The following is a 24,665-nucleotide window of genomic DNA, read 5'->3' on the forward strand; positions in this document are numbered from 1 at the left end:
TTTGAGCATTATTAAATGATTTTTCAAACTTTTCATTACGCCACTGACTTTCAGAAACTTTATTTTAACATCTCGCCACTCGCTCCCATGCCTCAGCTTTTTCATAAATAGGTAATGCTTTTTTAAAATACACAACCGCACTATCTAATTTTCTATGGGTTAATAGAGAATCGGCTTTTATAAAATAATGGTATGCGGGGATGGTATCGGTTTGGGACTGGCTAAACCCAATAGACACAAATAAAAATAGTAGTAATTTAAAAATCTGCTTCATTTATTTCTTTTCCTTTCTTAAAAGATCCCGATGTACCACTCTTAAAAATTGCAGCACCCGATGTGGCGTCATAAATATGTTCCTATATTAATAGCAAAGAAACTAAAATTGTTACTTTTACATGACAAATAATTATTTATTGTACATTTCAATCAACACTTATCAATTCGAATAATTCAATTAAAGGGAGAAGTACTACGAGAATAGCTTTAGTTAAACATATATTAAAAAATTAAAATAAGGTAACAATCTTGTACCCTACTACATAAAACAATGAGCAACACCAGGGATCTCAAAATTTTGGAAGGTATTGCTGCCGGAGATGAAGGCACCATCACAGCGTTTTATAAAAAAAACCTACCCTATATTAAGGGGTATATCCTTCAGAATTCTGGTAGTGAAGAAGATGTCGAAGATGTGTTTCAGGATGCTTTGGTGTTTGTATATCAAAAAGCAAAAACAGATTCGCTAGTGTTACATTCATCATTACAAACCTACTTTTATGGGGTGTGTAAGAATATTTGGAGAAACCGCTTACGAAAAAATAAAAAAATAGTGAGTACTGATGATCTAAGCGTGAATACTGAGTCTGTACATCCAACAATCATCCAAGAGATAGAAAATAACGAACGTGATCATGTGTATCGAAAGTATTTTATACGACTTAGTGACCGCTGCAAAGAAGTGCTTTCTTTGGTTTTTGAAGGAAAAAGTATGAAAGAAATATCAGGTATCACCGGGTACTCTGAAACGTATACCAGAAAGAAGAAATTTGAGTGTAAAAAATCTTTGATTCAAATGATCGAAAAGGATCCCATATATAAAGAGTTACAACAAACTCTTGAAAAGAAATAGAATAGATGGAACGAACTCCAGAAATATTTGAAAAAATAGAAGCATATCTCAATAATATGCTATCCCAAGATGAAGTATTGGCATTTGAAAAAGAAATGGCCAATAATATCGAGCTACAAAACGAAGTTGAAAAACATAGATCTTTACATCAAACCTTAAGTGATCAAGATACTCTGGCATTTAAAGAAAAATTGGTAACGATCTCTAAAAAGATTAAAAAAGAGGAAAAACATTCTGTTTCGCGATCGTTTTTTTCTTCAAATTGGCGAATTGCAGCGTCTATTGCTATTATTTTGGGTATTGGTTCTTTCTTTTGGTATACGTTTAACTCACAAAATCGAACACAAGAACTTTATGCAGCATATTACCAACCCTTCCCGGCAGAGGATATCACTCGAGGAGAAACTAATATTGATTTACAAGAAGTATTGAAAAGTTATACAAATCAAGAATATAAAAAGGTAATTGAAGCTCTGGAGCGCCAACCAAATATCAACGATCAATATAAATTGTATCTTGGAAATAGTTATATCAATATAGATCTGGAACAAAAAGCTATACATCAGTTTAATAACATATCTAGAGACAGTAGATACTATGAAAATTCGAGATGGTATCTCTCACTCACCTATCTTAAGCTGGCTAAAATTAAAAAAATAACGCCCTTACTTGATGAAATCATACAATATGATGGTATTTATAAAAATGATGCTATTCGTTTGAAGAATGCATTGCAGGAATAAATTTTCCTACAAAAACTTGTCATGCTGAGTACTTCGGCTAGCTCAGCACAGGCTTGTCGAAGCTCATTATTGTATAAAAGCCTTAAGAAAAACGTGTGCTGAGCTTGTTGCTAAAGTGATTAGGGTGACATTGTACGCATAAAATCCAACATTTATACTATTTAACTTAAGTCGCTAATTGTTGGTTAATCCTTATTATACCATTTCTCACATGAAATTACCGTATAAAATTGTCTCTTTTGACTTGATGCTTCGTTATAAAATCGATCAATAGCTATGGCTATCCATGAATTTTTTGCCTTGCCTAAAATCAAAATAGTTCAATTCGTATATCAGTAACTTCATATAAGAACTGGTATTATTAAAATAACCTCTAGTTTAGCAAAGCGTTGATATTTTTAATCAATTAATCTTTCATCCCATCCCCAACCCTTCCCAAAGGGAAGGTGGCACAAAAGTCCTTTCCTTTGGAAAGGATTTAGGATAGGATGGATTGCTGCTTGTAAAGCAAATAAATATCTAACACTCATCGACACAAATCTAAACTAGAGGCTTAAAAAAAATAGTTTTCTCTTCCTCTGGTAGAAGATTAATCTAGAGGGTTTTGACGTGAAAACCTCATCATTCTAGCCTTCTCCCCAAGGAGAAGGAACTCCAAAAATTTATAAAACCTACTAAAACATTCTAGTTCAAATAGTATCATCGGTAGTATGTATTACTGAGGTGTAAAGTTTTGCTATATAATTCATTTCTTTTTTTTTGACTATTTCGATCCTTTTGAAAAAAATATGATGATTTAAGGGTAACAAATTTTCTAATCACGACATTCATATATAACCCCACATATAAAATTGATCATAAGAATAATAAATAAAAGGGAGTATTTATGAATGTTATCATCAAACAAATTGAATTAATAAAGCGCATTGACCAACTCATACGTTTACAGGCTACGGGTAGTCCAAATGATTTGGCACATCGATTACAAATTTCTAAAACTAAACTGTATCGCACTATTAACACCATGCGTGAATTAAATGCACCGGTAATTTATGATGTAACCTTACAAAGTTTTGTCTATGAAAAAGCTGTGGGTTTCAGATTTGGATTTTTTAAAAAAGAGTTGAATACCAGTGATTTAAATCCTTTCGTTGGGTAGTTTCGATATTTTTCTTCACTTCGAATAGAAAAAAACTGAAAAAAAATACCTGAGTTTCAAAAAATGAAACTGGCGTGCAGTATCCTTGCACTGTAAATGGAAGTTATCATTTTCAATTCGTAGTTAGCCAGTACGATCCCGATAGCTGATCAGAGTAAAATAAAGATCCAATATTCGATGGAGACTAGGGGTAGGCGAGATCGATATTGGGTCCTAAGGCGGTAATGATACCCCTTAATTTTTCGGCGGTTTGCTGATTTTTTGTAATTCCCTTGATTCTCCTGTATTTCGGTACAGGAGAATTTTTTACTTAATCATTTATCTGTTTATCCCAAAAAATGGAATAAAAATCTATTCTCGATAATTCTTCCGAGCTTTTTGAAGTACATTTTTTTAGAGAAAAACTGCTATTAAAAGCTTTTCGATTATTTAAACGCAGAAAATCCAGTGATATCCAAACCTGTGATTAACAAATGGATATCATGCGTTCCCTCGTAAGTGATTACACTTTCTAAGTTCATCATATGGCGCATAATACTATATTCCCCCGTAATACCCATACCACCAAGGATCTGTCGTGCTTCTCTGGCAATTTTTATGGCCATATCTACATTATTGCGTTTGGCCATAGAGATTTGGGCACTTGTTGCTTTTCCTTGATTACGCAATACTCCTAATCGCCAGGCCAATAATTGCGCTTTGGTAATTTCGGTAATCATTTCTGCTAATTTCTTCTGCTGTAACTGTGTTGCTCCAATAGGTTTGTCAAATTGAACACGTTCTTTAGCATATCGCAAAGCAGTATCATAGCAGTCCATAGCAGCACCTATTGCTCCCCATGCAATTCCATAGCGAGCAGAATCCAAACAACCCAAAGGAGCTCCCAACCCGCTTTTGTTAGGTAGCAAATTCTCTTTGGGTACTTTTACATTATCAAAGATCAATTCTCCTGTGGCCGATGCACGAAGTGACCATTTATTATGAGTCTCTGGTGTTGTAAAACCTTCCATACCCCGCTCGACTATCAAACCATGGATACGTCCTTCTTCATTTTTAGCCCAAACTACGGCAACGTCTGCAAAAGGAGCATTTGATATCCATAGCTTTGCCCCGTTAAGCAGATAATGATCTCCTTTATCTTTAAAATTCGTGGTCATCCCGCCAGGATTTGACCCATGATCGGGTTCGGTTAGACCAAAACAACCCATAAATTCTCCTGAAGCTAATTTTGGTAAATATTTTTTGCGTTGCTCTTCATTACCATATTTCCAGATAGGGTACATTACTAAAGACGATTGTACTGATGAAGTAGACCGCACTCCAGAATCACCTCGTTCTATTTCTTGCATGATCAAACCATAACTTATCTGGTCCAATCCCGCCCCTCCATATTCTTCTGGGATGTAAGGACCAAAGGCCCCGATTTCTGCTAATCCTTTGATGATTTGATTAGGAAATTCGGCACGTTGCGCATATTCTTCTATAATTGGAGAAACTTCGCGTTTTACCCAGCTGCGGGCGGCATCACGAACCAATTTGTGTTCGTCTGTAAGTAATTCGTCTATATTATAGTAATCTGGAGCTTCAAAAAGATCGGGCTTCATCTGGCAGTATATTTTAATTACATTATTTATAAAATTATCGCATACAAATGCTCAACAAATGTAATTAATGGAAAAAGAGCAACCAATTTTTTTCATACGTTTAAATTCTTTTAATTATTTTAAAGATTAATCAAAAAGTCAAAAATACAGTTGATCGCTGTACTTTCAAATCCATTATGCATATTTTTTTCAAGAAATAAAAGTGATGATTGTTTTATAAATATACAATCAAAATTGTGTATAAATTCCGCAGGTCAACACCTTTTTCTACACTTCTCTTTATATGTGCAGAAATAAATTATTAAAACAAATAATTTATAAAATATTGATTATCATTTGTTTACAATCAATATGTAATCTGAAATCATCTACTGGCACAATTATTCTATAGTATACTGTGTAACAAAATGTAAATCTTAAAAAGAAACACAAAATGAAAAATTTATTTGTATTACCAGCTTTAGCTTTTGGATTATTATTAGGGACTCAAGGGATCAACGCACAAGAAACCGCTTCAAATGATAATACTGAAGTTACGGCTCCCGCTCAAGATAAATACATCGAATTAGCGGTGGAAAATCTTCCTCAAAAGGTTATCGATGCAGTAGCAAAAGACTTTGCAGGAGCTACTATCGAAAAAGCTGGTGCTAAAGAAGATGCTTCAGAATTTATGTTAGTATTGAAGCAAGGCGAGAAAGAAATGGAAGTATACTGTGACGCAGATGGTAACTGGATAACTAAGGACTAGCCAAAATAGTAAAGGCTTAACTTCTGAATATTCGACGAATTAAGCTTTGCAGAGTGATTGAATTTGGAAAAGGAGAACCTTAAAAGTTCTCCTTTTTTAATGTTGCTACATTTTCAAATAAAAACCTTGAGTAAGATTAATGTAAGCGTCTGTATATTGATGCCTAGAATTTTCAATAATCAGTTCGTCTGTTTGAGGAACGGCCTGATCAAAACCAAACAAGACCATACTTCTTATTATTTTGGAAGTTGGATTACCTTTTACTCTGGTAATTTTATGGGCATATAGGGATACTTCTTTTGCAAGTTTAATAATCTTTTCTTCTTCTTTGTATGGTAAGATTATTGCAAATTTTCCATGATCCGACATTAATTTTGAAGCTCCAACCAACAAGTGTTCAAATGGAAGTGAACCCTGAAATCTGGCTATATCCCGTTGTTTATTTGACGTTTTATAATCTTCAGCATAAAAAGGCGGATTGCTAATTAACAGATCATACTGGTCATCCATCTCTTCGACAAATTCTTGAAAAGAGGCATGATAACAAAACAATCTATCTCCCCAGGATGAAGATTCAAAATTATCGACCGCTTGTTCATAGGCTTCTGCGTCGATCTCGATGGCATCAATAATTTCGGCATCAGAACGCTGCGCAGCCATTAATGCAATAATACCTGTGCCTGTACCTATATCCAGAATTGAACTTTCAGAACCGCCTATTGGCACCCAAGCACCCAATAAAACTCCATCTGTACCTATTTTCATGGCACATCGATCCTGTTGTATTGTGAATTGTTTAAATTCGAAAGGTTTCATTTGTAACAATTTTACTGGAAAATGAATTCTGGCCTTGCCAGATTGACGAAGAAGGTGATAATTTAAAGATATAAATCAATAAGCCCTTCAGGTGTATTTACGAAAACCTGTTTTGCCTCTCGATCTATTTTTTCAACGAACTCATCGTTCATAGGGATGAGGACCTCGGTACCTTTATGATCGATTTCAAAAAGAGCCTGTGCTGTTGAGTCATTGATTGATTTGATGATTCCTACTTCTCCAAAGGTTTGGTCTATAATGGTAAAACCAATAACTTCGTGATAATAAAATTGATCTCCTTCTAGTTTTGGCAGTAGTGTGAGCGGAAGATAAATTTCTGCTTTCATCAAATCATCTGCATCTTCTTCAGTATCTACATCCTCAAATTTCACCCGAAGCAAATCACTTTTATGCAATGCACTTCTTTCAATAAAAAAAGGAACCAGGTTGTTGTTATAGTCAACAAATACTGATTCCATTTTTACATAACTTTCGGGTTCATCGGTATCCAGTTTAATCAATACCTCACCCTTAAAACTAAATTTACTTACGATTTTGCCTAGATAGAAGCATTCTTCTTTCTTCATCGCAATACTACAACTATTCTTGTTCGTTGCTAGCTTCTTCAGTTACTTCTTCTGTTGTGGCCTCTGCTTCAGTTGCTTCAGCAGCCTCTTCTGGTGCTTCGGCAGCAGCAGCTTCGGCTTTTTCGGCGGCTTCAGCTTCAGCAGCTTCAGCAGCTTCAGCTTCACGCTTAGCATTCACTTCTTTTTCTGCTGCAAGAGCTCTTGCTTTAGCATCTGCCTCGGCTTTTGCTAACGCATCTTTCTTAGCAGTAACAGTTCCTTCTTTTTCAGATAACCAAGCTTGAAACTTCTCTTCGGCTTGTTCCTCTGTTAGGGCACCTTTTCTTACTCCCCCTGCCAGGTGATTTTTAAGTAAGGCACCTTTGTAAGATAAAATAGCTCTTGCTGTATCGGTAGGCTGTGCACCATTTTGTAACCACTTTACTGCGTTATCAACGTTAAGGTCAATACTTGCTGGGTTTACATTAGGATTATACGTACCTAACTTTTCAAGAAATCTACCATCTCTTTTTGATCTAGCATCTGCGGCTACGATCCAATAAAAAGGTTTTCCCTTTTTACCGTGTCTCTGTAATCTAATTTTAACAGGCATACAAATTAATTTTTGGGTACTCGACCCGGATTATAATTAAGGGCGCAAATGTAACTATTTTTAATTAAAAGAATGTACTTATTTTAAAGTTTATATCCTGTAAAACAATAATTACTGATCTTACGTAAGTTTTAGTATTTTTTTTCTTACAAAAAATAGAAATAAATTCTCATAAAATACGAATAAAAAACATTAATTAAATCATAATTGTGTATTTCATCGATTAAATATGTTTTTTTTCGATGAAAAAATTGATTTTACCGAATTTTAGTTTTATGTTTGTCTTCTAAACATTTTAATACGGTAAAACCGTATGTGATGAATACTAAAGCCCCAAGCCTATGATCAGAATAACTACGCTATTCATGGCAGTAGCCTGCCTTATTTTTTCTTCTTGCTCTACCGATGTTCAAATCAACAATCCTGCTCTTCAGGCCAAAGTTGACGGAGAACTTTTTCGCACGGTATCTAAAAAAGCTATGATCTATGATGATGGTACTCTTGTCATTTCAGGAAGCGAAGGAGATAAAGCTATAAGTTTTACAATTTCTTCAACCAAAATGGGAACCTATAAAATCAGTCAAGAAACGCTTAGTAAAGTAAGTTTTCAAAAGGATCAAACAAAATTTGTAGCCCAACAAGGAGAAAGCACAGGAGAGGTAAATATAATTGAAATCAATAATAATGAGATTTCTGGTAATTTCTACTTTAAAAATTTAAAAGACAGTAATGGTAACAGCTCTAATTTTAATAATGGATGGTTTTACAGAGTCCCTATTGAAGAAGGTATAATAGAAGAAGTGGTTACCCAAGAGATTAATCCGTGTTTGCTTAATGCATCGCTTACTGCAAAAGTAAATGGCTTTGAAATGATTACTGATGATCATTCTGCTCAACTATTTGGAGTAGACAACGCGTCTATACTAATAAAAGCAAGTAATATTGAAGACGAAATTGAAATCGTATTTCCGTCTAATGTCGCACCAGGCGAATATTCTTTGTCAGGTTCTGGAGACTATAGCGCAACATACAGCAAAAGAAAAGACAAATCCTCTGTGCTATCCGGAACACTAATAATTAATGAACATAATACAGATTCAAAATGTATCAGCGGTACTTTTGAATTTGAGACCAGAAGTGGAGCTCAGATATCTGAAGGGCTGTTCGATTTTGGTTATTAATGAAATCATAACTCAACTTAATCAAGATCAAGCGATCATCTCTTTGGGTGATCGCTTTTTTTTATGTTAAAAAGATCTTTAATATGACGAAAAACTCACGCTTTTAAATTCTAAAAAATTCTTCATTTAACACTTTTTAACACCGATCAAATATTAAAGTGTTAATTCAAGTTAAAAACTATTAAACCTTGTTAAACCCCTTGACAGAAGGGGTTTTAAGGCTTATACTATTAGAGAATGTTTAATTACATCAACAAATAATAATAACTTTTAAAATGAAAATGATTATGAAGTACACAGAAAAAATTACTGACCATTTAAATGATGTTTTGAAAAAAGTTTTGATGCAGAAAAAGGCTATCTTACAGCAGCTGAAAACGTAGACAATACAGATTTGAAAAAATATTTTGAAGAAAGAGCTTTTGAAAGAAGAGAGTTTGCAAAAAAATTACAATCTGAGATAAAAACCTTTGGAGTACACCCAAAAAACGATACTAGTTTTGAAGCTGATGCACATAGAATCTGGATGAATTTTAGAGCTGTATTATCTTCAAATAACGAAGAAGCTATCCTAAAAGAAACCATACGCGGAGAAGAAGCTGCAATAGAAGAATATAATGATATTTTAAAAGAAAGCACGTTGCCTAAGAGCACCTATGATTTGTTAATGAAGCAACGAAGCACCATTATCAGCGCCTTAGAAGATGCAAAAAACTTCGAAACGATTGAAGCATAACAGATTGATCGTCATAAAATACCCTATTAAAACCGGAAAAATTTCCGGTTTTTTTGTTGTACGAAGTACAGAAATTACATGTGCATCCTATTTTAATTATATTCTATAAACACATAGTAACTCAAAGTTTGAATAACCAAATACGCTGTAATTATCAATTTTTTTCTATTCCTGCAAATCCCTAAACCATAGAAGTTAACAAGCTACCCATCTTTGCTATACAGATTTTTTTTCTTAATTAACAGTTAATAACTATGGATATGTTTTTATAAATTAAGGTCCTATTTTGCCTATTTTTGAAAGTTCGTAAGGATCTAATTTCTCGAAATCTACTAATTTATGTATTTAGTTTTTGATACTGAAACCACAGGTTTACCAAAACGCTGGGATGCCCCCATTAGCGACACCGATAATTGGCCAAGATGTATTCAAATTGCATGGCAATTGCACGATGCTATGGGGAACTGCATTGAGCACCAGGATTACCTGGTAAAACCCGATGGATTTAATATTCCTTATGACGCAGAAAAGATACACGGAATTTCTACCGAGCTTGCTGAAAAGGACGGAATTATATTACAGGAGGTACTTGAAAAATTCAAGATCGCCTTATCAAAAACTAAGTTTATAGTTGGTCAAAATGTAGGATTCGATGTTAATATCATGGGAGCCGAATTCTACCGCTTGGGCTTAGAAAACGCCCTTGATAAGCTTCCGGTTCTGGACACTTGTACCGAAACTACGGCAGAACTTTGTCAAATCCCCGGTGGTAGAGGAGGGAAATTCAAACTTCCTACACTTACCGAATTACATGAACACTTATTTGGAATTGCATTTAGTGAAGCACACAATGCAACCGCCGATGTTGAGGCAACAACCCGATGTTTTCTTGAATTGATCAGAAAACAAGTTTTTACCATAGAAGAACTTGATGTACAGCCAGATTACTTCCAAAATTTTAAAGAGGCAAATCCAGAGCCCATTCAGCTTATTGGATTAAAACATATTAATCTAAAAAAAGCTTCGCAAAAAATACAGGAAGCCCTAGCCAAAAAAGATGCTTCTGATCTATCTCAGCAAGAAATTGACAAGAACATTGCCGCTTTAGATGAAGTAAACTTTGCGCATCTTCATAATCATACTCAATTTTCTGTATTACAGTCGACTACCAGCATTCCCGACCTGGTAAATGTGGCTGCGCACCATAATATGAATGCTGTAGCGATGACCGATCATGCTAATATGATGGGAGCGTTTCATTTTGTACAAGCCGTTTCCAATCATAACAAAAGCATAAAAACAGCCAATGCCGAGGCGATTGAAAACGGACAAGAACCCGACGGAGTTGAAATTAAACCTATAGTAGGTTGTGAATTTTTTGTTTGTGAAAATCATAAGGATAAATCAAGAAAGGATAATGGCTACCAAATTGTGATGCTAGCCAAGAACAAAAATGGATATCATAATTTGGCAAAAATGTCATCCATCGCTTTTGTTGATGGATTTTATTACCTCCCAAGAATTGATAAAGAAATTATTAAACAATACAAAGAAGACATTATTGTTCTTACAGGAAATTTGTATGGTGAAGTACCCAGCAAGGTCTTAAATATTGGAGAAAAACAAGCTGAAGAAGCATTACTATGGTGGCATCAGGAATTTGGTGATGACCTGTATATCGAGATGATGCGTCATAATCAGGAAGATGAGAATAGAGTTAACCAAGTACTGCTGCAATTCTCCAAAAAACACAACATAAAAATAGTTGCAACAAACAATACTTATTATTGCGAAAAGAAAGATGCTAATGCTCATGACATTTTATTGTGTGTTAAGGATGGTGAAAAACAAGCTACGCCTATTGGTCGTGGAAGAGGGTATCGATATGGCTTGCCCAATCAGGAATATTATTTTAAATCTTCCGAAGAAATGAAAAACCTCTTCAAAGATTTACCAGAAGCCATTATAAATGTTCAGGAAATTGTTGATAAAATAGAACCTTTTGTACTTGCAAGGGATGTCTTGTTACCTGCTTTTGATATTCCAGAACAATTTCAATCTGAAGAAGACGAGATAGATGGAGGAAAGCGTGGTGAAAATGCGTATTTAAGACATATCACTTATGAAGGTGCAAAAAAAAGATATGGAGAAATCACCCCAGAAATTGATGAGCGATTAGATTTTGAACTTAAAGTAATTGAAAAAACCGGATATCCCGGTTATTTCCTGATTGTTGAAGACTTTATTCGTGCAGCTCGTGATATGGGAGTGTCAGTTGGCCCTGGCCGAGGATCTGCCGCTGGATCTGCAGTGGCCTATTGTTTGTGGATCACGAATTTAGACCCGATTAAATATGACCTGCTTTTTGAGAGATTCTTAAACCCTGACCGTGTAAGCATGCCTGATATTGATATCGATTTTGATGATGAAGGACGTAGTCGCGTAATGGATTATGTAATTGAAAAATATGGCGCTAACCAGGTAGCACAAATCATTACTTACGGCACAATGGCAGCCAAATCTTCAATACGAGATACTGCCAGAGTATTGGATCTTCCTCTTGGCGATGCCGATCGTATTGCCAAATTGATACCAAATATGTCCAAATTGGGTAAAATATTTGGGGTTGATGAAGCTACACTTAAGAAAAAATTTAGAAGCGACGAATTAGAAAAGGTGAATGAACTGCTTACTATTGCAGAAGGCAGTAACCTGGAGGCTGAAACACTAAATCAGGCACGAGTTTTAGAAGGGTCTGTTCGAAACACTGGTATTCATGCTTGCGGGGTAATTATCACACCAGATGACATCACTAAGTTTGTACCGGTAGCTTTGGCTAAAGATTCAGATATGTATTGCACGCAGTTTGATAACTCGGTGGTAGAAAGTGCAGGACTTTTAAAGATGGATTTTTTAGGTCTTAAAACGTTAACACTGATCAAGGATACGGTCAAAATTGTAAAAGCAAAACACGGTGTAGAACTCGATCCAGAAAATTTTCCTCTAGACGATGAAGAAACGTATGCCCTATTCCAAAGAGGTGAAACTGTTGGAGTGTTCCAGTACGAATCCCCAGGAATGCAAAAATACATGAAGGAACTTAAACCTACTGTTTTTGCAGATCTTATTGCCATGAATGCGTTATATCGTCCTGGACCTTTAGAATACATTCCTAGCTTCATTAATAGAAAACATGGTAAAGAGGAAATTATTTACGACCTCGAAGCTTGCGAAGAATACTTAAAGGAAACTTATGGGATTACGGTATATCAGGAGCAAGTAATGTTACTTTCGCAAAAATTAGCTGATTTCACCAAAGGTGAAGCCGATGTTTTGCGTAAAGCAATGGGTAAAAAGCAAAAGGCCGTTCTGGATAAAATGAAACCCAAATTTATCGAACAGGCAGCTGCTAAAGGTCATCCAGAAGATAAACTTGAAAAAATATGGAAAGACTGGGAAGCATTTGCAGCCTACGCATTTAACAAATCTCACTCAACTTGCTATGCATGGATCGCCTATCAAACGGCTTATCTCAAGGCTCATTATCCAGCAGAATATATGGCCGCAGTACTTTCAAACAACATGAATGATATTAAACAGGTTACCTTCTTTATGGAAGAATGTAAACGCATGAAACTTGAGGTTCTAGGGCCTGATGTGAATGAATCGTATCGCAAATTTTCGGTAAATAAAGATGGGGCTGTACGCTTTGGAATGGGAGCAATTAAAGGTGTAGGTAGTGGAGCAGTAGCAACCATCGTAGAGAATAGAAAAGAAGATGGACCTTACAGATCTATTTTTGACCTGGCAAAACGTATTGATTTACGTGCAGCTAATAAAAAGGCGTTTGAAAGTCTTGCGCTGGCAGGTGGATTTGATTCTTTTACCGAAACACATAGAGGGCAATATTTTCACCAAGAAGGGGACGGAATCACCTTCCTGGAAAAAGCAATACGATACGGATCTAAATTTCAGGAAAGTGAAAATTCATCACAGGTAAGTTTGTTTGGCGAAGCTAGTGAAGTACAAATTCCTGAGCCTGTAGTACCCCCATGTGAAGAATGGGGAACTATGGAAAAACTAGCGAGAGAAAAAGAAGTGGTAGGAATTTATCTTTCTGGGCATCCCCTGGATGATTTTAAATACGAAATGAAATATTTCTGTAATGCTACACTTCTTAATTTTGCAGACCTCGAAGGTAATATTAACAGAGAACTTTCTTTTGGTGGCGTTATTACTAATGTAGAACATCGAACCTCAAAAAATGGTAAAGGATGGGCCACATTTACGATGGAAGATTATAACACTGTCCACGAATTCAGGATTTTTGGAGAAGAGTACCTTAAACATCGTCCTTTTCTGGTAAAAAGCACCTTTGTCTATGCCAAAGCTTTTGTAAAAGAAGGCTGGGTAAATCGTGATACCGGTAAAAAAGGAGATCCAAGAATACAATTTAATAGTTTTCAGTTACTTCATGATGTCATGGAAAACTATGCAAGAAAACTCACCATACAATTAGATATTAATGAACTTTCAGATTCCAGAATTGAGGATTTGAAAGAATTGCTAGGCATACACACAGGAAATCACACCTTAAACTTTGTTATCTATGAAATGGCAGAGCAGCTAAAACTGCATATGCCCAGCCGAAAGCAAAAAGTAAATATTTCTCCAGAATTACTTGCAGCTCTTGAAGATGATTCTATTTATTATAAATTAAATTAGAGATAAAGTTATATACATCTTTAATTACCAAGTAAGTACTATTCATAAATTACTGTTATATTGTGATAGATTAACTCCCAACCATCTATGCAAAAAAAGGTGTTTTATGTAATCGCAATACTTATATGTATTGCTTGCAGCCTTCTTTATTTTCTTTTATTTGAAGAGAAAAAAGATAAAATGAATGAATATGTGGCCATTCCTCCTATTGCAGTACACCATAACGGAATGGAATTTATTGACTCCAAAGTTTGCTTAGAGTGCCATAGGCAAATAGTTGAAGATCATTACCAAACTGCACATTTTAAGTCATTTCAAATTGCTAATAAAAATACCATTCAAGGAAGCTTTGAAGAAGGTAAAAATAGACTTGAGCTTAATCCTGAAGAATCTATAAAAATGGTAGCAAAAGATTCGGGTTTTTATCAGGAGGCGAGAATTGGCGAACAGCATCAACTTTTTTACAGTGCAAAAATGGATATTGTTATTGGATCGGGAACCAAAGGAGAATCTTATCTTATGTGGCACCAAGATCAGCTTTTTCAATTGCAAGCTTCATACTTTACCCCAACCGATAGTTGGATTAATAGTCCTGGTGCACCAAAAAAAATTGCCCCAGCGAGACCGGTTATTGAGCGTTGTTTAGAATGCCACACTACTTATGCACAAAATTTATCTGGAATCAAAAAAGGAAATCGTTTCAGGAAAACTAATATTGTATATGGCATTGATTGCCAACGCTGCCATGGCGACGTTGTGGCACATGTAAAACATCACAGACTAAATCCTGATGAAAAAAATGGACAAAATATCATTAAATACAACGATTTTACAAGGCAACAACGCCTGGATGCCTGTGCTTTATGCCATTCTGGACTAAGAAAAGAAGTAACTCGTAATGCTTTTGAGTTTACTGTAGGTGATGCCTTAAAAAACTTTTCTGTGCCTGATTATGACGAAAATAGTCTCAATAATTTAGACGTTCATGGAAATCAATATGGGCTGTTAAAAGCCAGTAAATGCTTTCAAAAAAGTGAGATAATGGATTGTTCTTCTTGTCATAACCCCCACAAAAAGGAGCGCGGAAATCTGGCTATGTTTAATCAAAAATGTGTTAATTGTCACGATATCGCAAATAATGCAATCGTATGTGGTGGAGATCAATCAAAAATTAAAGATATGAGTAATAACTGTGTGCAATGCCATATGCCTTTGGTGAATAGTAAAACTATGAAAATACAAATTCCCGATAATGAAGAAATTGCTGTTCAGGTAAGAACTCATTTGATAGGAATATACAATAAACAAGATTTAAATTAATTAAAAAAGCTACTTGCCCAGATTTCTGCTTCAGACAATTCCTTAAAAAATGTAAAAGCCTCATTCCAAAGAGGTTGTTCTTGTAGCGCTCTTTTTATTTCTTCGGGATCCTCTGAAACAATAGCAAAACCGATCATATTCTTTAAAATTTTTCCTTTATAAACATTCAAGTCTATTTCATGTGGATATTTTCTATGAGTAATAAAAACAAAACTTCTGCCTGCATAATGACGATCCAGAAGAGAGGTAATCTCTTCTGCTGTTTGTAGGGTGATTGCAGAATCCTTGTGCATTACCAGAATAGCATAAGACTCTTTAAAAATAAGATCGCAATAGGGTAGTTGAATTTCCTTAATCATGCCTTAATCATTCCTACAAATATAATGTTAATTTTAATTTCAAAAGACTTTATCTTACAATAGAAGGATTTAAACCCCTTTGTTGCTTTTATAACTTTATAAATTAAACTATATTTCAACAAATTAATAGGATTTTCTTTTTAGTATCAAAAAATCAAATGACTCTATAGTCAAAAGAAATATCACGTTTGTAAGCTTTGGAAGAATTATTGACTAATTTTGTAAATATTCTAATTAAGTAAGAAATTTTTAAATAATAAATAACTATGGCACTAGAAATAACAGATGCTACTTTTGATGAAGTAGTACTTAAGAGTGACAAACCCGTATTAGTAGATTTTTGGGCAGCATGGTGTGGTCCTTGTAGAATGGTAGGCCCTATCATTGAGCAAATTAGTGAAGAATATGACGGAAAAGCAGTCGTTGGTAAAGTAGATGTTGATGCAAATCAGGAATTTGCAGCCAAATATGGCGTAAGAAATATCCCTACTGTTTTAGTTTTTCAAAATGGAGAGGTAGTAGGTCGACAAGTTGGTGTATCGCCAAAAAACGTATATGCAGAAGCTTTGGATTCACTTTTATAGGAAGAAACTGAAGATAAAAATAGGAAAAGGTTTGACAATTGGTCAAACCTTTTTTATTTTCACATAAATCTGTAGCAATGGATATTCAAAATGAAATTAATAAAACCGGTGGATTTACCAATCTTGAGCTATTGGCCAAGCAGGTGGTCGAAGGTTTTATTTCTGGCATGCATAAAAGTCCGTTTCATGGATTTTCTGCAGAATTTGCTGAACATAAAGTGTACAATAATGGTGAAAGCACCAAGCATATCGACTGGAAGCTTTATGCCAAAACCGATAAACTTTTTACTAAAAGATATGAAGAAGAAACTAATCTAAGATGTCATATTATTATTGATAGCTCCTCTTCTATGCACTATCCCAAGATAAAAGAACATCACCTTGGGTCTTTAAATAAAATCAGTTTTTCAGTCCTCGCAACAGCTTGCTTGATGAATATTTTAAAGAAACAAAGAGATGCTATTGGACTAAGTATTTATAGTGATGAATATGATTACTATGCTCCGGAAAAAGGAAGTGAAAAACATCATCAAATGTTGTTAAATACATTAAACCAAACTATTAGTAAAGAATCAAGTAACAAAAATACTGATACATTCAAATTTTTGCATCTGATTGCAGAAAAGATACATCGCAGGTCTCTTATTTTTTTATTCACAGATATGTTACAAGCCAGTTCAAGTCCTGAAAAACTATTTGAGGCTCTACGACATTTAAAATACAATAAACATGAGGTTATTCTTTTTCATACTTTTGATAGTGAAAAAGAATTGAATTTTGATTTTAGTAACCGCCCTACCCGATTTATTGATGTAGAAACAGGAGAGTTTATCAATTTATATGCTGATAATATAAAAGACAACTATCGCAAGGCTGTTTCTTCTTATTTTTATGATCTGAAAATGAAATGTGCCCAATACGGGATAAAATATGTAGAAGCCGATACCACAAAAGATTTTGATAAAATCTTAACTACATATCTCGTTGAAAGACAGAAATTTGTTTGATTACTATTTGTGAAAGTCAAAAAAAACAAAAAAAACATTTGCGGGTAATAAAATGAGGTGTATATTTGCATCCGCAATAAGGTACTGGTCTGGTAGTTCAGTTGGTTAGAATACCTGCCTGTCACGCAGGGGGTCGCGGGTTCGAGTCCCGTCCAGACCGCAAAATTGCAAAAAGCTTCAACCAACATTGAAGCTTTTTTTGGCAATTAAAAACGTTGTGTTGTCTCACGCTCTGCGTGAGTGGTTTAGTAGTAAACCGATGAGAAGCTTTTCCATATAAATTTTGGAGAGGCTTTTTTTAATTTTAGCAGAACGCTGTCTTTAAAATAACTCTCCCCAGTGAGCCCAGATTTCCTGAATAAACAAAATCAAAAAGGCTATTGACACAATAAATTTAATAAATGTACCAGCCAGAAAGCCAATAAAAGAACCAAAAGCTGCTTTTAAAGCTTTAGAGGTTTCCCTACTATCTCTAATAAATTCCCCAATAAATGCTCCTGCAAACGGACCGATAATAATCCCAAAAGGCCCTAAAAAAAGTATCCCGACTATAAGGCCCAAAGAACTACCAACCATACCATACTTTGTCCCTCCAAACTTTTTTGTGCCTAAAGCAGGAACAATGTAATCAAGTACCCAAACCAAAATCGAAATCCCAAGGGTGATCCCTAAAAAAGTCCAGTTTTGAGGAACAGCGTTAGTAAAATGAAGTATTAATAATCCAATCCAAGAGGTGAAAGGTCCAGGCAGTACAGGTAAGAAACTTCCGATAATTCCCAACATGCAAAAAAGCAGGCCAATAATAACCAACGCTATATCCATATTTTTTATTTATATGACGAAAATGTTTCTGGTTTGTTACGTCATTATTATTTTAAACCATCCCGACTGATTCTTAACATACAGTAACACTTAAATAAATTAAAAATTATTTTTTTTACACCTATTTAAAAATAGTCAAAAAATAGTCCAAAATTTGATATAAAGCTACCCCGAAATGATGAAATCTTTTTTAGTACTAATTATAACGCTTATGTCCTATTCTCTTGCATTTTCGCAAAGTAATTATTTTACTACTCAAAAATGTAAAAATATTTCTAATGAACGCCTAAGAAAAGACTGTATTATTAAAGAGATACAATCTTTTGTAAATGCAAATTATGATATCGCAGCAATTTCTTCTGATGCAAAACAGGGACCTAATCGTGTGTATACACGATTTAAAATAGGCCATACAGGAAAGATCATCGATATACAGACTAAATCAACTGCATTCTCACTAGAAGTAGAAGCCATAAGAGTATTAGAATCTTTTCCCAGGTTAATCCTGTCTTCTCAAAAATCAAACATTGTTACTATTCGAGAAGATGTATTTACGCTTCCTATAGTATTTAATGTAAATAAAACAGAAATTGAAATTAAATCAGAAGAAAAGCTTACTGGGAATTGACCATCTCCCAATGATCAAAATACATCTCTGATATTGTACAAAAAAACGAATGTTTCTGAAAATGGCAACTATTTTTGGATGACCTGTTCCTATAAATCCTCTACATTTTTCAACTAAAAAATTAGTTAAAACTAAATAATTAGTTATATTTGTTTCTTAGAACTAAAAAATTAGTTCATAATGTTATGAAACAACTCACCAAAGCTGAAGAAGAAGTAATGCAATTATTATGGGAGCTACAAGAAGCTAACGTGGCCTCTATTATAGAAAAGATGTCTAGCCCCAAACCTGCTTATAACACTGTGTCTACTATTATTAGAATTCTCGAGAATAAGAAATTTGTTTCTCATCGAAAAAAAGGAAAAGGATATATCTACTTCCCTATTATAGAAAAAGAAGAGTATAGCAGTCAATCCCTCCAGAAATTGATGAATAATTATTTTAATGGATCGTTTAGAAACATGGTGTCCTTCTTTGTAAAAAAGAATGATATGGATATTAAGGATCTCGAAGAAATTCTAAAAGAACTCGGTAAAGAAAAATAATACTTATGCTCTATTATATCTTACAAACTCTAGTTTTTCAGATACTTTTTTTGGTTTTATACGATACATTTCACAAAAAAGACACATTCTTTAACTGGAATAGATCGTACCTACTTTCTACACCTATCTTTTCTTTGCTACTTCCATTCATCAAAATAGACGCCTTTAAAACTCAATCATCTGAGGTATATGTTACGCGACTTGAAAGAGTAATCGCAATCTCTTCAGAAAATGTTGCTAGTATTTGTAAAGCATATTTTAAAAATCCCAAAAATTAAGTTCCCCTACCATCAAGAATATCTAAAAAAAATTGGTAAAAATAAAAATGCGAAATATTTCAATCAGGTTATTGAAAAAAGAATTGCTCAACTTGAAGAAGAAACAGCCAATAGCAGTAAAGGCAATTAACCCTTTATTCTCTTAAATATTTTATGTAGTTTGCCCCTATCAAGCTGAAACTGATAATGGTTAAAAAACTCTGGTATATCTGTATAATAATATTTACGCTGTATTCTTGTGATAATTTTGTTCTAAAAAAAGAACATAAAGAAGAGATTATTAAAGAAGGGCTCGATAAACTTAGCTGGAATGAAGTAGAGCAACCTCCTTTATTCGAAATTTGCGAAGAAAAATCTGAAGAAGAGCTTGAGCAATGCTTTCAGCAAACAATTATCAAATATTTTTATGACTATCTGTCAAAGCAAAAGATCAATATCAATACATCTGTCAGCGATACCATATGGATTCCGTTATTAATTACTAAAAAAAGTCAGATTATTATAGAAGATTTTGAGCTTCCCGATCCTATTGCTTCTCAGATTCCAAATTTAAAGGATCTTCTTGAAGAAGGTATTAACACACTTCCAGAAGTAGAACCTGCACATACGCGTGGCACTCCGGTTACAGCTCGTTATCAACTTCCCTTGGTAATTCGTATTGATTAAATCTATTGCTTCATATGAAATGTGTAGCTTTGTAGCATACAAAACATATTTCCTGTCTTGAGTAACGAAAAAATTATATTAGGTATTGATCCCGGGACCACCATTATGGGGTTTGGACTTATTAAAGTTCAACAAAAAAAAATGACCTTTTTGCAGCTAAACGAACTACAGCTAAGTAAATATGATGACCACTATCTTAAATTAAAGCTCATTTTTGAACGTACTATAGAGTTAATAGATACCTATCATCCCGATGAAATTGCTATTGAAGCTCCTTTTTTTGGTAAAAATGTACAATCTATGCTCAAGTTAGGAAGAGCCCAGGGAGTAGCTATGGCCGCTGGATTGAGTCGAGAAGTTCCTATCACAGAATATTCTCCTAAAAAAATCAAAATGGCTATTACCGGTAATGGTAACGCAAGCAAAGAGCAAGTTGCCAAAATGCTACAAAGCCTGTTACAACTTAAAACATTGCCTAAAAACCTGGACTCTACCGATGGATTGGCTGCCGCAGTTTGCCATTTTTACAATATGGGCCGAGCCAACATAGTAGGGAAAAACTATACAGGATGGTCGGCTTTTGTAAAACAGAACGAGAAAAGAATAAAGAAGCCCCCTAGCCCCCAGAAGGGGAACTAAATATGTCATGAATATGAAATTAATCAACTCCCCCCCTTTGGGGAGGCAGGGAGGGGCTGGAATTTACATCCATATCCCCTTTTGCAAGCAAGCCTGTCACTATTGTGATTTTCATTTTTCGACCTCGATGAAAAAAAAGGATGAAATGATTGGTGCTATACAAAAAGAAATCAAACTAAGACAGTCTGAAATTGATGATAAACCTATCGAAACCATCTATTTTGGAGGAGGTACTCCAACTGTTGTATCAACCGCAGATTTACAGTCCATAATCGATGTTATTTATGAACATTTTTTGGTCTCCTCGTCTCCTGAAATTACTGTTGAAGCTAACCCCGATGATCTCACAGAAGAAAAAATAATAACCCTGGCGCAAAGCAGTATAAATCGCCTAAGCATTGGTATTCAATCTTTTTTTGAGGAAGATCTTACCATCATGAACCGGGCTCATAATGCCAAAGAAGCTATGGATTGTTTATCTATTGCAACCCAATACTTTGATAACATATCGATTGACTTGATTTATGGGATCCCAAAAATGTCTATAGCACGTTGGAAAAAGAACATTGAACTGGCACTAGGTTTTGGAGTTCCTCATATTTCATGTTATGCACTAACGGTTGAACCTAATACAGCATTGCCCAAATTGATCGAAAACGGAATAATTCCTCCTGTTGATGAAGATCTGGCTCAACAACATTTTGAAGTTTTGGTTGAAACTTTAGAAAATGAAGGGTTTACACATTACGAACTGTCTAATTTTGGTAAACCGGGATATTTTAGTAAAAACAATACAGCTTACTGGCAAGGAAAATCATACTTAGGTATTGGCCCCTCGGCACATTCTTATAATGGGAAACAACGAAGCTGGAATGTTAGTAATAATACAAAATATATCAAGGCTTTAGAACTAAAGCAATTTTCGCGGGAAGTAGAAGATCTAAGTACTACAGATCGGTACAACGAGTATATAATGACAGGCTTAAGAACCGTCTGGGGCGTTTCGCTTAAAAAGGTAGCAAAAGAGTTTGGAAAAACGTACGAAAAATACCTTTTAGAGCAAGCTCAAAAACATATTGAAGAACATTTGTTATTCCTAGATGGAGATATTTTGTTAGTAACCAAAAAAGGAAAGTTTTTAAGTGATGGTATTGCAAGTGATCTTTTCTTATTAAATTTAGGATAATTATCAAACCTAGAGGCAATGCAAGAAAAGTATGATATTATCGGCACAAATTATAACACTACCCGCAAAGCCGATCCTTATCTTTTTGATAAATTATTAAAACTTCTTTCTCCTGATTTTGAAGGAACCTATCTTGATATTGGATGTGGCACTGGTAATTATACTTCAGAATTTGATAAAAAAGGATATTGGTTTATAGGAATTGACCCTTCAAGAGAAATGCTTGAGAAAGCAAAAAACAAAAACAGCTCTATTACCTGGAGCATTGGAAAAGCAGAGCGTATTGATCTTCTTTCAGAAAGTATAGATGGCATCATTGCAAGTCTTACACTACATCACTGGCAAGATCTTAATCAAGGTTTCTCAGAATTAAACAGGATACTTAAGCCCAAAGGAAAAATTGTAATATTTACCGCCACTCCAAATCAAATGCAAGGTTACTGGCTTAACCATTATTTTCCAAAAATGTTACTGGATTCTATGACACAAATGCCGGCATATGATCTTATCGAATCTAATTTAGAAGCAAATAATTTAAAAATTGAGTATATCGAAAAGTATTTTATTCAACCTGATTTACAAGATCTTTTTTTGTATTCGGGGAAACACCATCCAAAGCTATATCTCGACCCCAACGTAAGAGATGGGATATCGTCATTTTCTTCTTTATCTAATGCCATCGAGGTACAAAAAGGATTAACAACATTGCAAGAGGATATCGCATCTGGAGAAATTAATAACATCATCAAAAAACACGAAAACACCAAAGGCGATTATCTTTTTATGGTCATCAAAAAAAACCATAGTAGTATATGATTACAACTATAGAACACAAGAATCAATCTTTCAAAGTTGATCTTTCGAAGCCTTTAGACATTTCTATTCCTTTAAAAGCATCAAAAGAAAATGTAAATGCATGGTATATTGCTGCACCCAAAATAGAACCTGTAAAAGATGGTGATTGGATTGGCAAAGTGTCTGAAGGTGCTTCTACCAATTTTAATACCATTAGTTTTAACCCACATGGTCACGGGACACATACAGAGTGTATAGGCCATATTACCAGGGAATTTTATAGTATTAATAATGTATTGAAACAGTTTTTCTTTCTGGCTAAAGTTATAACCGTTATTCCAGAACAAAAGGGAGAGGATTTTGTAATTAATGAAGATCCTATTAAAAACGCTATAAATTCTGCCAATATTGAAGCCTTAATCATCAGAACACTGCCCAATTCAAAAGATAAAATTAACAAACAATATTCTCATACCAATTGGCCATATATATCCCAAGAAGCTGCTATACATATTAGAGAATCTGGAATTGAACATTTGCTGATCGATCTTCCTTCTGTAGATAAGGAAAAAGATGAAGGTAGATTATTAGCCCATAAAGCCTTCTGGAACTATCCCGAAGCACCTCGTAATCGAGCCACTATTACAGAGCTAATTTATGTTCAAGATGAAATAAAAGACGGAATTTATCTTCTTAACCTACAGATAGCTTCTTTTGAGAATGATGCCACCCCCAGTAAACCTATCTTATATCCTGTTATTAATTAACATAATATATATATTTGCACAATGGAGCTATTATTTATAGGACTTTTGAGTGGGGCTATCCTTGCGTATTTCGTCTTTACCAGATTTAATGCAGCTAAAAGAAAATCTGCTGTCAAAACACAATCTACGGTATTGATGGAAAAGATTAAGAGTGTTTGTAAACTGGTGACAGTAGAAGGTGATTTTGCCGAAATTTATCACTACGAAAGTGTAAAAGATAAATTTTTCAAGCAACTTATTGGTCGAAAAAAAGCCCTGATTCTTATAGACGCAAAAGCCTATGTTGGTTTCGATTTATCTCAAGTTAAATTAGAGAGTGATACTAAAACTAAGCGAATAGTTATTTCAAAGTTTCCGCAACCTAAACTTTTAACGATTGATACCGATTTTAAATTCTATGATATGCAAGAAGGATGGTTAAATCCATTTACTTCGGGAGATATGACAGAAATAAGTCAAGAGGCTAAAAAATTTATTAAAGATAAAATCCCACAAAGTGGTTTAATGGAGTCTTCCAAACAGGAAGCACTAGCCGCCATATCGCTTATGGAAACCCTTGCTGGCTCGATTGGCTGGAAACTAGACTATTCTGCTCTGGAACTTGAGGACAATAATGATCAATCAAAACAGTTAGAAGAATAATGAGCTTGTTAATTTCAACTGAAAAAGAAAAGTTGGATATTGATTTTATTCATGGATTTTTAACTCGATCATATTGGGCAGAGGGTAGAACTAAAGAAGAAGTACAGATAAGTATAAATCGTTGCCTCAATTTTGGAGTCTATCTCGCCAGCAAACAGGTTGGGTTAGCCAGAGTTTTAACCGATTACACTGTTTTTGCATATCTGATGGATGTGTTCATCATAGAAGAACACAGAGGAAAAGGATTCTCAAAACAATTGATGAAAACTATCATGGAACATCAAGACCTGCGACAAATCAAAAGGTGGATGTTAATTACAAATGATGCACACAAACTTTATAGATCATTTGGGTTTGATGTAATTGAAAATCCTTCTCAAATGATGGAAAAAGTCATAAAATAACAG

At 34.6% G+C, this 24,665-nt stretch carries 26 protein-coding genes, 1 tRNA gene and 1 pseudogene; 21 read left to right on the top strand and 7 right to left on the bottom strand.

The genetic code is table 11. The features are described from left to right. Positions 1-64: 64 nt before the first annotated feature. Complete coding sequence (locus ACFSJT_RS08255; RefSeq protein WP_378319779.1) at positions 65-274, bottom strand: hypothetical protein; 210 nt, start codon at positions 272-274, stop codon at positions 65-67. Positions 275-547: 273 nt separating this feature from the next. Here ACFSJT_RS08255 and ACFSJT_RS08260 point away from each other — a divergent pair, with 273 nt between their 5' ends. The 3 genes from ACFSJT_RS08260 to ACFSJT_RS08270 all read left to right on the top strand — a co-directional run bounded on the left by ACFSJT_RS08260 (position 548) and on the right by ACFSJT_RS08270 (position 3,031). Then, the gene (locus tag ACFSJT_RS08260) at positions 548-1,129 is read left to right on the top strand and encodes an RNA polymerase sigma factor (protein WP_378319780.1); all 582 of its coding nucleotides are present in this window, start codon (positions 548-550) and stop codon (positions 1,127-1,129) included. Positions 1,130-1,134: 5 nt separating this feature from the next. After that, a complete protein-coding gene (locus ACFSJT_RS08265) occupies positions 1,135-1,872 on the top strand; it encodes a hypothetical protein (RefSeq protein ID WP_378319781.1) in 738 nt (245 codons plus the stop codon). Between the two features lie 886 nt (positions 1,873-2,758). After that, the gene (locus ACFSJT_RS08270; RefSeq protein WP_378319782.1) at positions 2,759-3,031 is read left to right on the top strand and encodes a hypothetical protein; all 273 of its coding nucleotides are present in this window, start codon (positions 2,759-2,761) and stop codon (positions 3,029-3,031) included. 425 nt (positions 3,032-3,456) lie between these two features. Here ACFSJT_RS08270 and ACFSJT_RS08275 read toward each other — a convergent pair whose 3' ends face one another. Beyond that, complete coding sequence (locus tag ACFSJT_RS08275; protein WP_378319783.1) at positions 3,457-4,635, bottom strand: acyl-CoA dehydrogenase family protein; 1,179 nt, start codon at positions 4,633-4,635, stop codon at positions 3,457-3,459. Positions 4,636-5,068: 433 nt separating this feature from the next. Between ACFSJT_RS08275 and ACFSJT_RS08280 the strand changes: the two genes are divergently transcribed. After that, positions 5,069-5,383 (top strand): hypothetical protein, encoded by a 315-nt coding sequence (locus ACFSJT_RS08280; RefSeq protein WP_378319784.1) that lies wholly within the window; start codon positions 5,069-5,071, stop codon positions 5,381-5,383. 105 nt (positions 5,384-5,488) lie between these two features. Here the strand turns inward: ACFSJT_RS08280 and ACFSJT_RS08285 are convergent, their stop codons facing one another. The 3 genes from ACFSJT_RS08285 to ACFSJT_RS08295 all read right to left on the bottom strand — a co-directional run bounded on the left by ACFSJT_RS08285 (position 5,489) and on the right by ACFSJT_RS08295 (position 7,378). Continuing rightward, positions 5,489-6,199 carry a tRNA1(Val) (adenine(37)-N6)-methyltransferase gene (locus tag ACFSJT_RS08285; protein WP_378319785.1) on the bottom strand — a complete coding sequence of 237 codons (711 nt, stop codon included), beginning with the start codon at positions 6,197-6,199 and terminating at the stop codon, positions 5,489-5,491. Between the two features lie 62 nt (positions 6,200-6,261). Further along, positions 6,262-6,786, bottom strand: a complete 525-nt coding sequence (gene rimM, locus ACFSJT_RS08290) for a ribosome maturation factor RimM (RefSeq protein WP_378319786.1) — start codon at positions 6,784-6,786, stop codon at positions 6,262-6,264. A gap of 13 nt (positions 6,787-6,799) precedes the next feature. After that, entirely contained in the window at positions 6,800-7,378 is a 579-nt protein-coding gene (locus tag ACFSJT_RS08295; protein WP_378319787.1) for a 30S ribosomal protein S16, read from the bottom strand. Between the two features lie 341 nt (positions 7,379-7,719). Here ACFSJT_RS08295 and ACFSJT_RS08300 point away from each other — a divergent pair, with 341 nt between their 5' ends. The 4 genes and pseudogenes from ACFSJT_RS08300 (at position 7,720) to ACFSJT_RS08315 (ending at position 15,340) form a co-directional block, all read left to right on the top strand. Then, positions 7,720-8,559 (top strand): DUF6252 domain-containing protein, encoded by an 840-nt coding sequence (locus tag ACFSJT_RS08300; protein WP_378319788.1) that lies wholly within the window; start codon positions 7,720-7,722, stop codon positions 8,557-8,559. 391 nt (positions 8,560-8,950) lie between these two features. After that, positions 8,951-9,295, top strand: a pseudogene (locus ACFSJT_RS08305) (PA2169 family four-helix-bundle protein); the annotation flags it as partial. Positions 9,296-9,634: 339 nt separating this feature from the next. Next, the gene (dnaE, locus tag ACFSJT_RS08310; protein ID WP_378319789.1) at positions 9,635-14,020 is read left to right on the top strand and encodes a DNA polymerase III subunit alpha; all 4,386 of its coding nucleotides are present in this window, start codon (positions 9,635-9,637) and stop codon (positions 14,018-14,020) included. Positions 14,021-14,200: 180 nt separating this feature from the next. Then, positions 14,201-15,340 (top strand): multiheme c-type cytochrome, encoded by a 1,140-nt coding sequence (locus ACFSJT_RS08315; RefSeq protein WP_378319791.1) that lies wholly within the window; start codon positions 14,201-14,203, stop codon positions 15,338-15,340. Here ACFSJT_RS08315 and ACFSJT_RS08320 read toward each other — a convergent pair. Then, on the bottom strand, positions 15,337-15,699 hold the full coding sequence (locus ACFSJT_RS08320; protein ID WP_378319792.1) for a hypothetical protein: 363 nt from the start codon (positions 15,697-15,699) through the stop codon (positions 15,337-15,339). The genes ACFSJT_RS08315 and ACFSJT_RS08320 overlap by 4 nt on opposite strands. A gap of 266 nt (positions 15,700-15,965) precedes the next feature. Between ACFSJT_RS08320 and trxA the strand changes: the two genes are divergently transcribed. From trxA to ACFSJT_RS08335, 3 genes are all read left to right on the top strand, one after another. After that, positions 15,966-16,283, top strand: coding sequence for a thioredoxin (gene trxA, locus ACFSJT_RS08325; RefSeq protein WP_034247085.1), 318 nt, complete (start codon positions 15,966-15,968; stop codon positions 16,281-16,283). A 77-nt stretch (positions 16,284-16,360) separates the two neighbouring features. Further along, complete coding sequence (locus ACFSJT_RS08330) at positions 16,361-17,290, top strand: DUF58 domain-containing protein (RefSeq protein WP_378319793.1); 930 nt, start codon at positions 16,361-16,363, stop codon at positions 17,288-17,290. An 86-nt stretch (positions 17,291-17,376) separates the two neighbouring features. Next, positions 17,377-17,450: transfer RNA gene (locus ACFSJT_RS08335), tRNA-Asp, on the top strand. Between the two features lie 161 nt (positions 17,451-17,611). On the opposite strand, the gene ACFSJT_RS08340 is transcribed toward ACFSJT_RS08335, so the two are convergent. Continuing rightward, the gene (locus ACFSJT_RS08340) at positions 17,612-18,112 is read right to left on the bottom strand and encodes a DUF456 domain-containing protein (protein ID WP_378319794.1); all 501 of its coding nucleotides are present in this window, start codon (positions 18,110-18,112) and stop codon (positions 17,612-17,614) included. A 211-nt stretch (positions 18,113-18,323) separates the two neighbouring features. Here ACFSJT_RS08340 and ACFSJT_RS08345 point away from each other — a divergent pair, with 211 nt between their 5' ends. The 10 genes from ACFSJT_RS08345 (at position 18,324) to ACFSJT_RS08390 (ending at position 24,662) form a co-directional block, all read left to right on the top strand. After that, entirely contained in the window at positions 18,324-18,740 is a 417-nt protein-coding gene (locus tag ACFSJT_RS08345; protein WP_378319795.1) for a hypothetical protein, read from the top strand. A 185-nt stretch (positions 18,741-18,925) separates the two neighbouring features. Next, a complete protein-coding gene (locus ACFSJT_RS08350; RefSeq protein WP_378319796.1) occupies positions 18,926-19,285 on the top strand; it encodes a BlaI/MecI/CopY family transcriptional regulator in 360 nt (119 codons plus the stop codon). A gap of 231 nt (positions 19,286-19,516) precedes the next feature. Then, positions 19,517-19,693 (top strand): hypothetical protein, encoded by a 177-nt coding sequence (locus ACFSJT_RS08355; protein WP_378319797.1) that lies wholly within the window; start codon positions 19,517-19,519, stop codon positions 19,691-19,693. 56 nt (positions 19,694-19,749) lie between these two features. Then, positions 19,750-20,229: a type VI secretion system contractile sheath small subunit gene (locus ACFSJT_RS08360; protein ID WP_378319798.1), complete on the top strand. Its 480-nt coding sequence runs from the start codon at positions 19,750-19,752 to the stop codon at positions 20,227-20,229. A 57-nt stretch (positions 20,230-20,286) separates the two neighbouring features. Continuing rightward, complete coding sequence (gene ruvC / locus ACFSJT_RS08365) at positions 20,287-20,868, top strand: crossover junction endodeoxyribonuclease RuvC (protein ID WP_378319799.1); 582 nt, start codon at positions 20,287-20,289, stop codon at positions 20,866-20,868. Between the two features lie 13 nt (positions 20,869-20,881). Then, positions 20,882-22,054 carry a radical SAM family heme chaperone HemW gene (gene hemW / locus ACFSJT_RS08370; protein ID WP_378319800.1) on the top strand — a complete coding sequence of 391 codons (1,173 nt, stop codon included), beginning with the start codon at positions 20,882-20,884 and terminating at the stop codon, positions 22,052-22,054. An 18-nt stretch (positions 22,055-22,072) separates the two neighbouring features. Next, positions 22,073-22,870 carry a class I SAM-dependent methyltransferase gene (locus ACFSJT_RS08375; protein ID WP_378319801.1) on the top strand — a complete coding sequence of 266 codons (798 nt, stop codon included), beginning with the start codon at positions 22,073-22,075 and terminating at the stop codon, positions 22,868-22,870. Then, positions 22,867-23,616 (top strand): cyclase family protein, encoded by a 750-nt coding sequence (locus ACFSJT_RS08380; RefSeq protein WP_378319802.1) that lies wholly within the window; start codon positions 22,867-22,869, stop codon positions 23,614-23,616. The genes ACFSJT_RS08375 and ACFSJT_RS08380 overlap by 4 nt, the downstream gene beginning before the upstream one ends. Positions 23,617-23,637: 21 nt before the next feature. Beyond that, positions 23,638-24,258: a DUF4230 domain-containing protein gene (locus tag ACFSJT_RS08385; protein ID WP_378319803.1), complete on the top strand. Its 621-nt coding sequence runs from the start codon at positions 23,638-23,640 to the stop codon at positions 24,256-24,258. Continuing rightward, positions 24,258-24,662 carry a GNAT family N-acetyltransferase gene (locus tag ACFSJT_RS08390; protein WP_378319804.1) on the top strand — a complete coding sequence of 135 codons (405 nt, stop codon included), beginning with the start codon at positions 24,258-24,260 and terminating at the stop codon, positions 24,660-24,662. The genes ACFSJT_RS08385 and ACFSJT_RS08390 overlap by 1 nt, the downstream gene beginning before the upstream one ends. The last annotated feature ends 3 nt before the right edge of the window (positions 24,663-24,665 follow it).

Origin of the sequence: Aquimarina celericrescens (genome assembly GCF_042682765.1) — a bacterium.
GTDB classification, from domain to species: domain Bacteria; phylum Bacteroidota; class Bacteroidia; order Flavobacteriales; family Flavobacteriaceae; genus Aquimarina; species Aquimarina celericrescens.

Coding starts and splice junctions, on each gene's coding strand:
- ACFSJT_RS08315 (WP_378319791.1), top strand. CDS start 14,201: ATGAATGAATATGTGGCCATTCCTCCTATTGCAGTACACCATAACGGA.
- ACFSJT_RS08350 (WP_378319796.1), top strand. CDS start 18,926: ATGAAACAACTCACCAAAGCTGAAGAAGAAGTAATGCAATTATTATGG.
- ACFSJT_RS08330 (WP_378319793.1), top strand. CDS start 16,361: ATGGATATTCAAAATGAAATTAATAAAACCGGTGGATTTACCAATCTT.
- ACFSJT_RS08260 (WP_378319780.1), top strand. CDS start 548: ATGAGCAACACCAGGGATCTCAAAATTTTGGAAGGTATTGCTGCCGGA.
- ACFSJT_RS08255 (WP_378319779.1), bottom strand. CDS start 274: ATGAAGCAGATTTTTAAATTACTACTATTTTTATTTGTGTCTATTGGG.
- trxA (WP_034247085.1), top strand. CDS start 15,966: ATGGCACTAGAAATAACAGATGCTACTTTTGATGAAGTAGTACTTAAG.
- rimM (WP_378319786.1), bottom strand. CDS start 6,786: ATGAAGAAAGAAGAATGCTTCTATCTAGGCAAAATCGTAAGTAAATTT.
- ACFSJT_RS08380 (WP_378319802.1), top strand. CDS start 22,867: ATGATTACAACTATAGAACACAAGAATCAATCTTTCAAAGTTGATCTT.
- ACFSJT_RS08295 (WP_378319787.1), bottom strand. CDS start 7,378: ATGCCTGTTAAAATTAGATTACAGAGACACGGTAAAAAGGGAAAACCT.
- ACFSJT_RS08265 (WP_378319781.1), top strand. CDS start 1,135: ATGGAACGAACTCCAGAAATATTTGAAAAAATAGAAGCATATCTCAAT.
- ACFSJT_RS08300 (WP_378319788.1), top strand. CDS start 7,720: ATGATCAGAATAACTACGCTATTCATGGCAGTAGCCTGCCTTATTTTT.
- ACFSJT_RS08285 (WP_378319785.1), bottom strand. CDS start 6,199: ATGAAACCTTTCGAATTTAAACAATTCACAATACAACAGGATCGATGT.
- dnaE (WP_378319789.1), top strand. CDS start 9,635: ATGTATTTAGTTTTTGATACTGAAACCACAGGTTTACCAAAACGCTGG.
- ACFSJT_RS08280 (WP_378319784.1), top strand. CDS start 5,069: ATGAAAAATTTATTTGTATTACCAGCTTTAGCTTTTGGATTATTATTA.
- ACFSJT_RS08360 (WP_378319798.1), top strand. CDS start 19,750: ATGGTTAAAAAACTCTGGTATATCTGTATAATAATATTTACGCTGTAT.
- ACFSJT_RS08345 (WP_378319795.1), top strand. CDS start 18,324: ATGTCCTATTCTCTTGCATTTTCGCAAAGTAATTATTTTACTACTCAA.
- hemW (WP_378319800.1), top strand. CDS start 20,882: ATGAAATTAATCAACTCCCCCCCTTTGGGGAGGCAGGGAGGGGCTGGA.
- ACFSJT_RS08340 (WP_378319794.1), bottom strand. CDS start 18,112: ATGGATATAGCGTTGGTTATTATTGGCCTGCTTTTTTGCATGTTGGGA.
- ACFSJT_RS08355 (WP_378319797.1), top strand. CDS start 19,517: ATGTTGCTAGTATTTGTAAAGCATATTTTAAAAATCCCAAAAATTAAG.
- ACFSJT_RS08275 (WP_378319783.1), bottom strand. CDS start 4,635: ATGAAGCCCGATCTTTTTGAAGCTCCAGATTACTATAATATAGACGAA.
- ACFSJT_RS08375 (WP_378319801.1), top strand. CDS start 22,073: ATGCAAGAAAAGTATGATATTATCGGCACAAATTATAACACTACCCGC.
- ACFSJT_RS08390 (WP_378319804.1), top strand. CDS start 24,258: ATGAGCTTGTTAATTTCAACTGAAAAAGAAAAGTTGGATATTGATTTT.
- ACFSJT_RS08270 (WP_378319782.1), top strand. CDS start 2,759: ATGAATGTTATCATCAAACAAATTGAATTAATAAAGCGCATTGACCAA.
- ACFSJT_RS08320 (WP_378319792.1), bottom strand. CDS start 15,699: ATGATTAAGGAAATTCAACTACCCTATTGCGATCTTATTTTTAAAGAG.
- ACFSJT_RS08385 (WP_378319803.1), top strand. CDS start 23,638: ATGGAGCTATTATTTATAGGACTTTTGAGTGGGGCTATCCTTGCGTAT.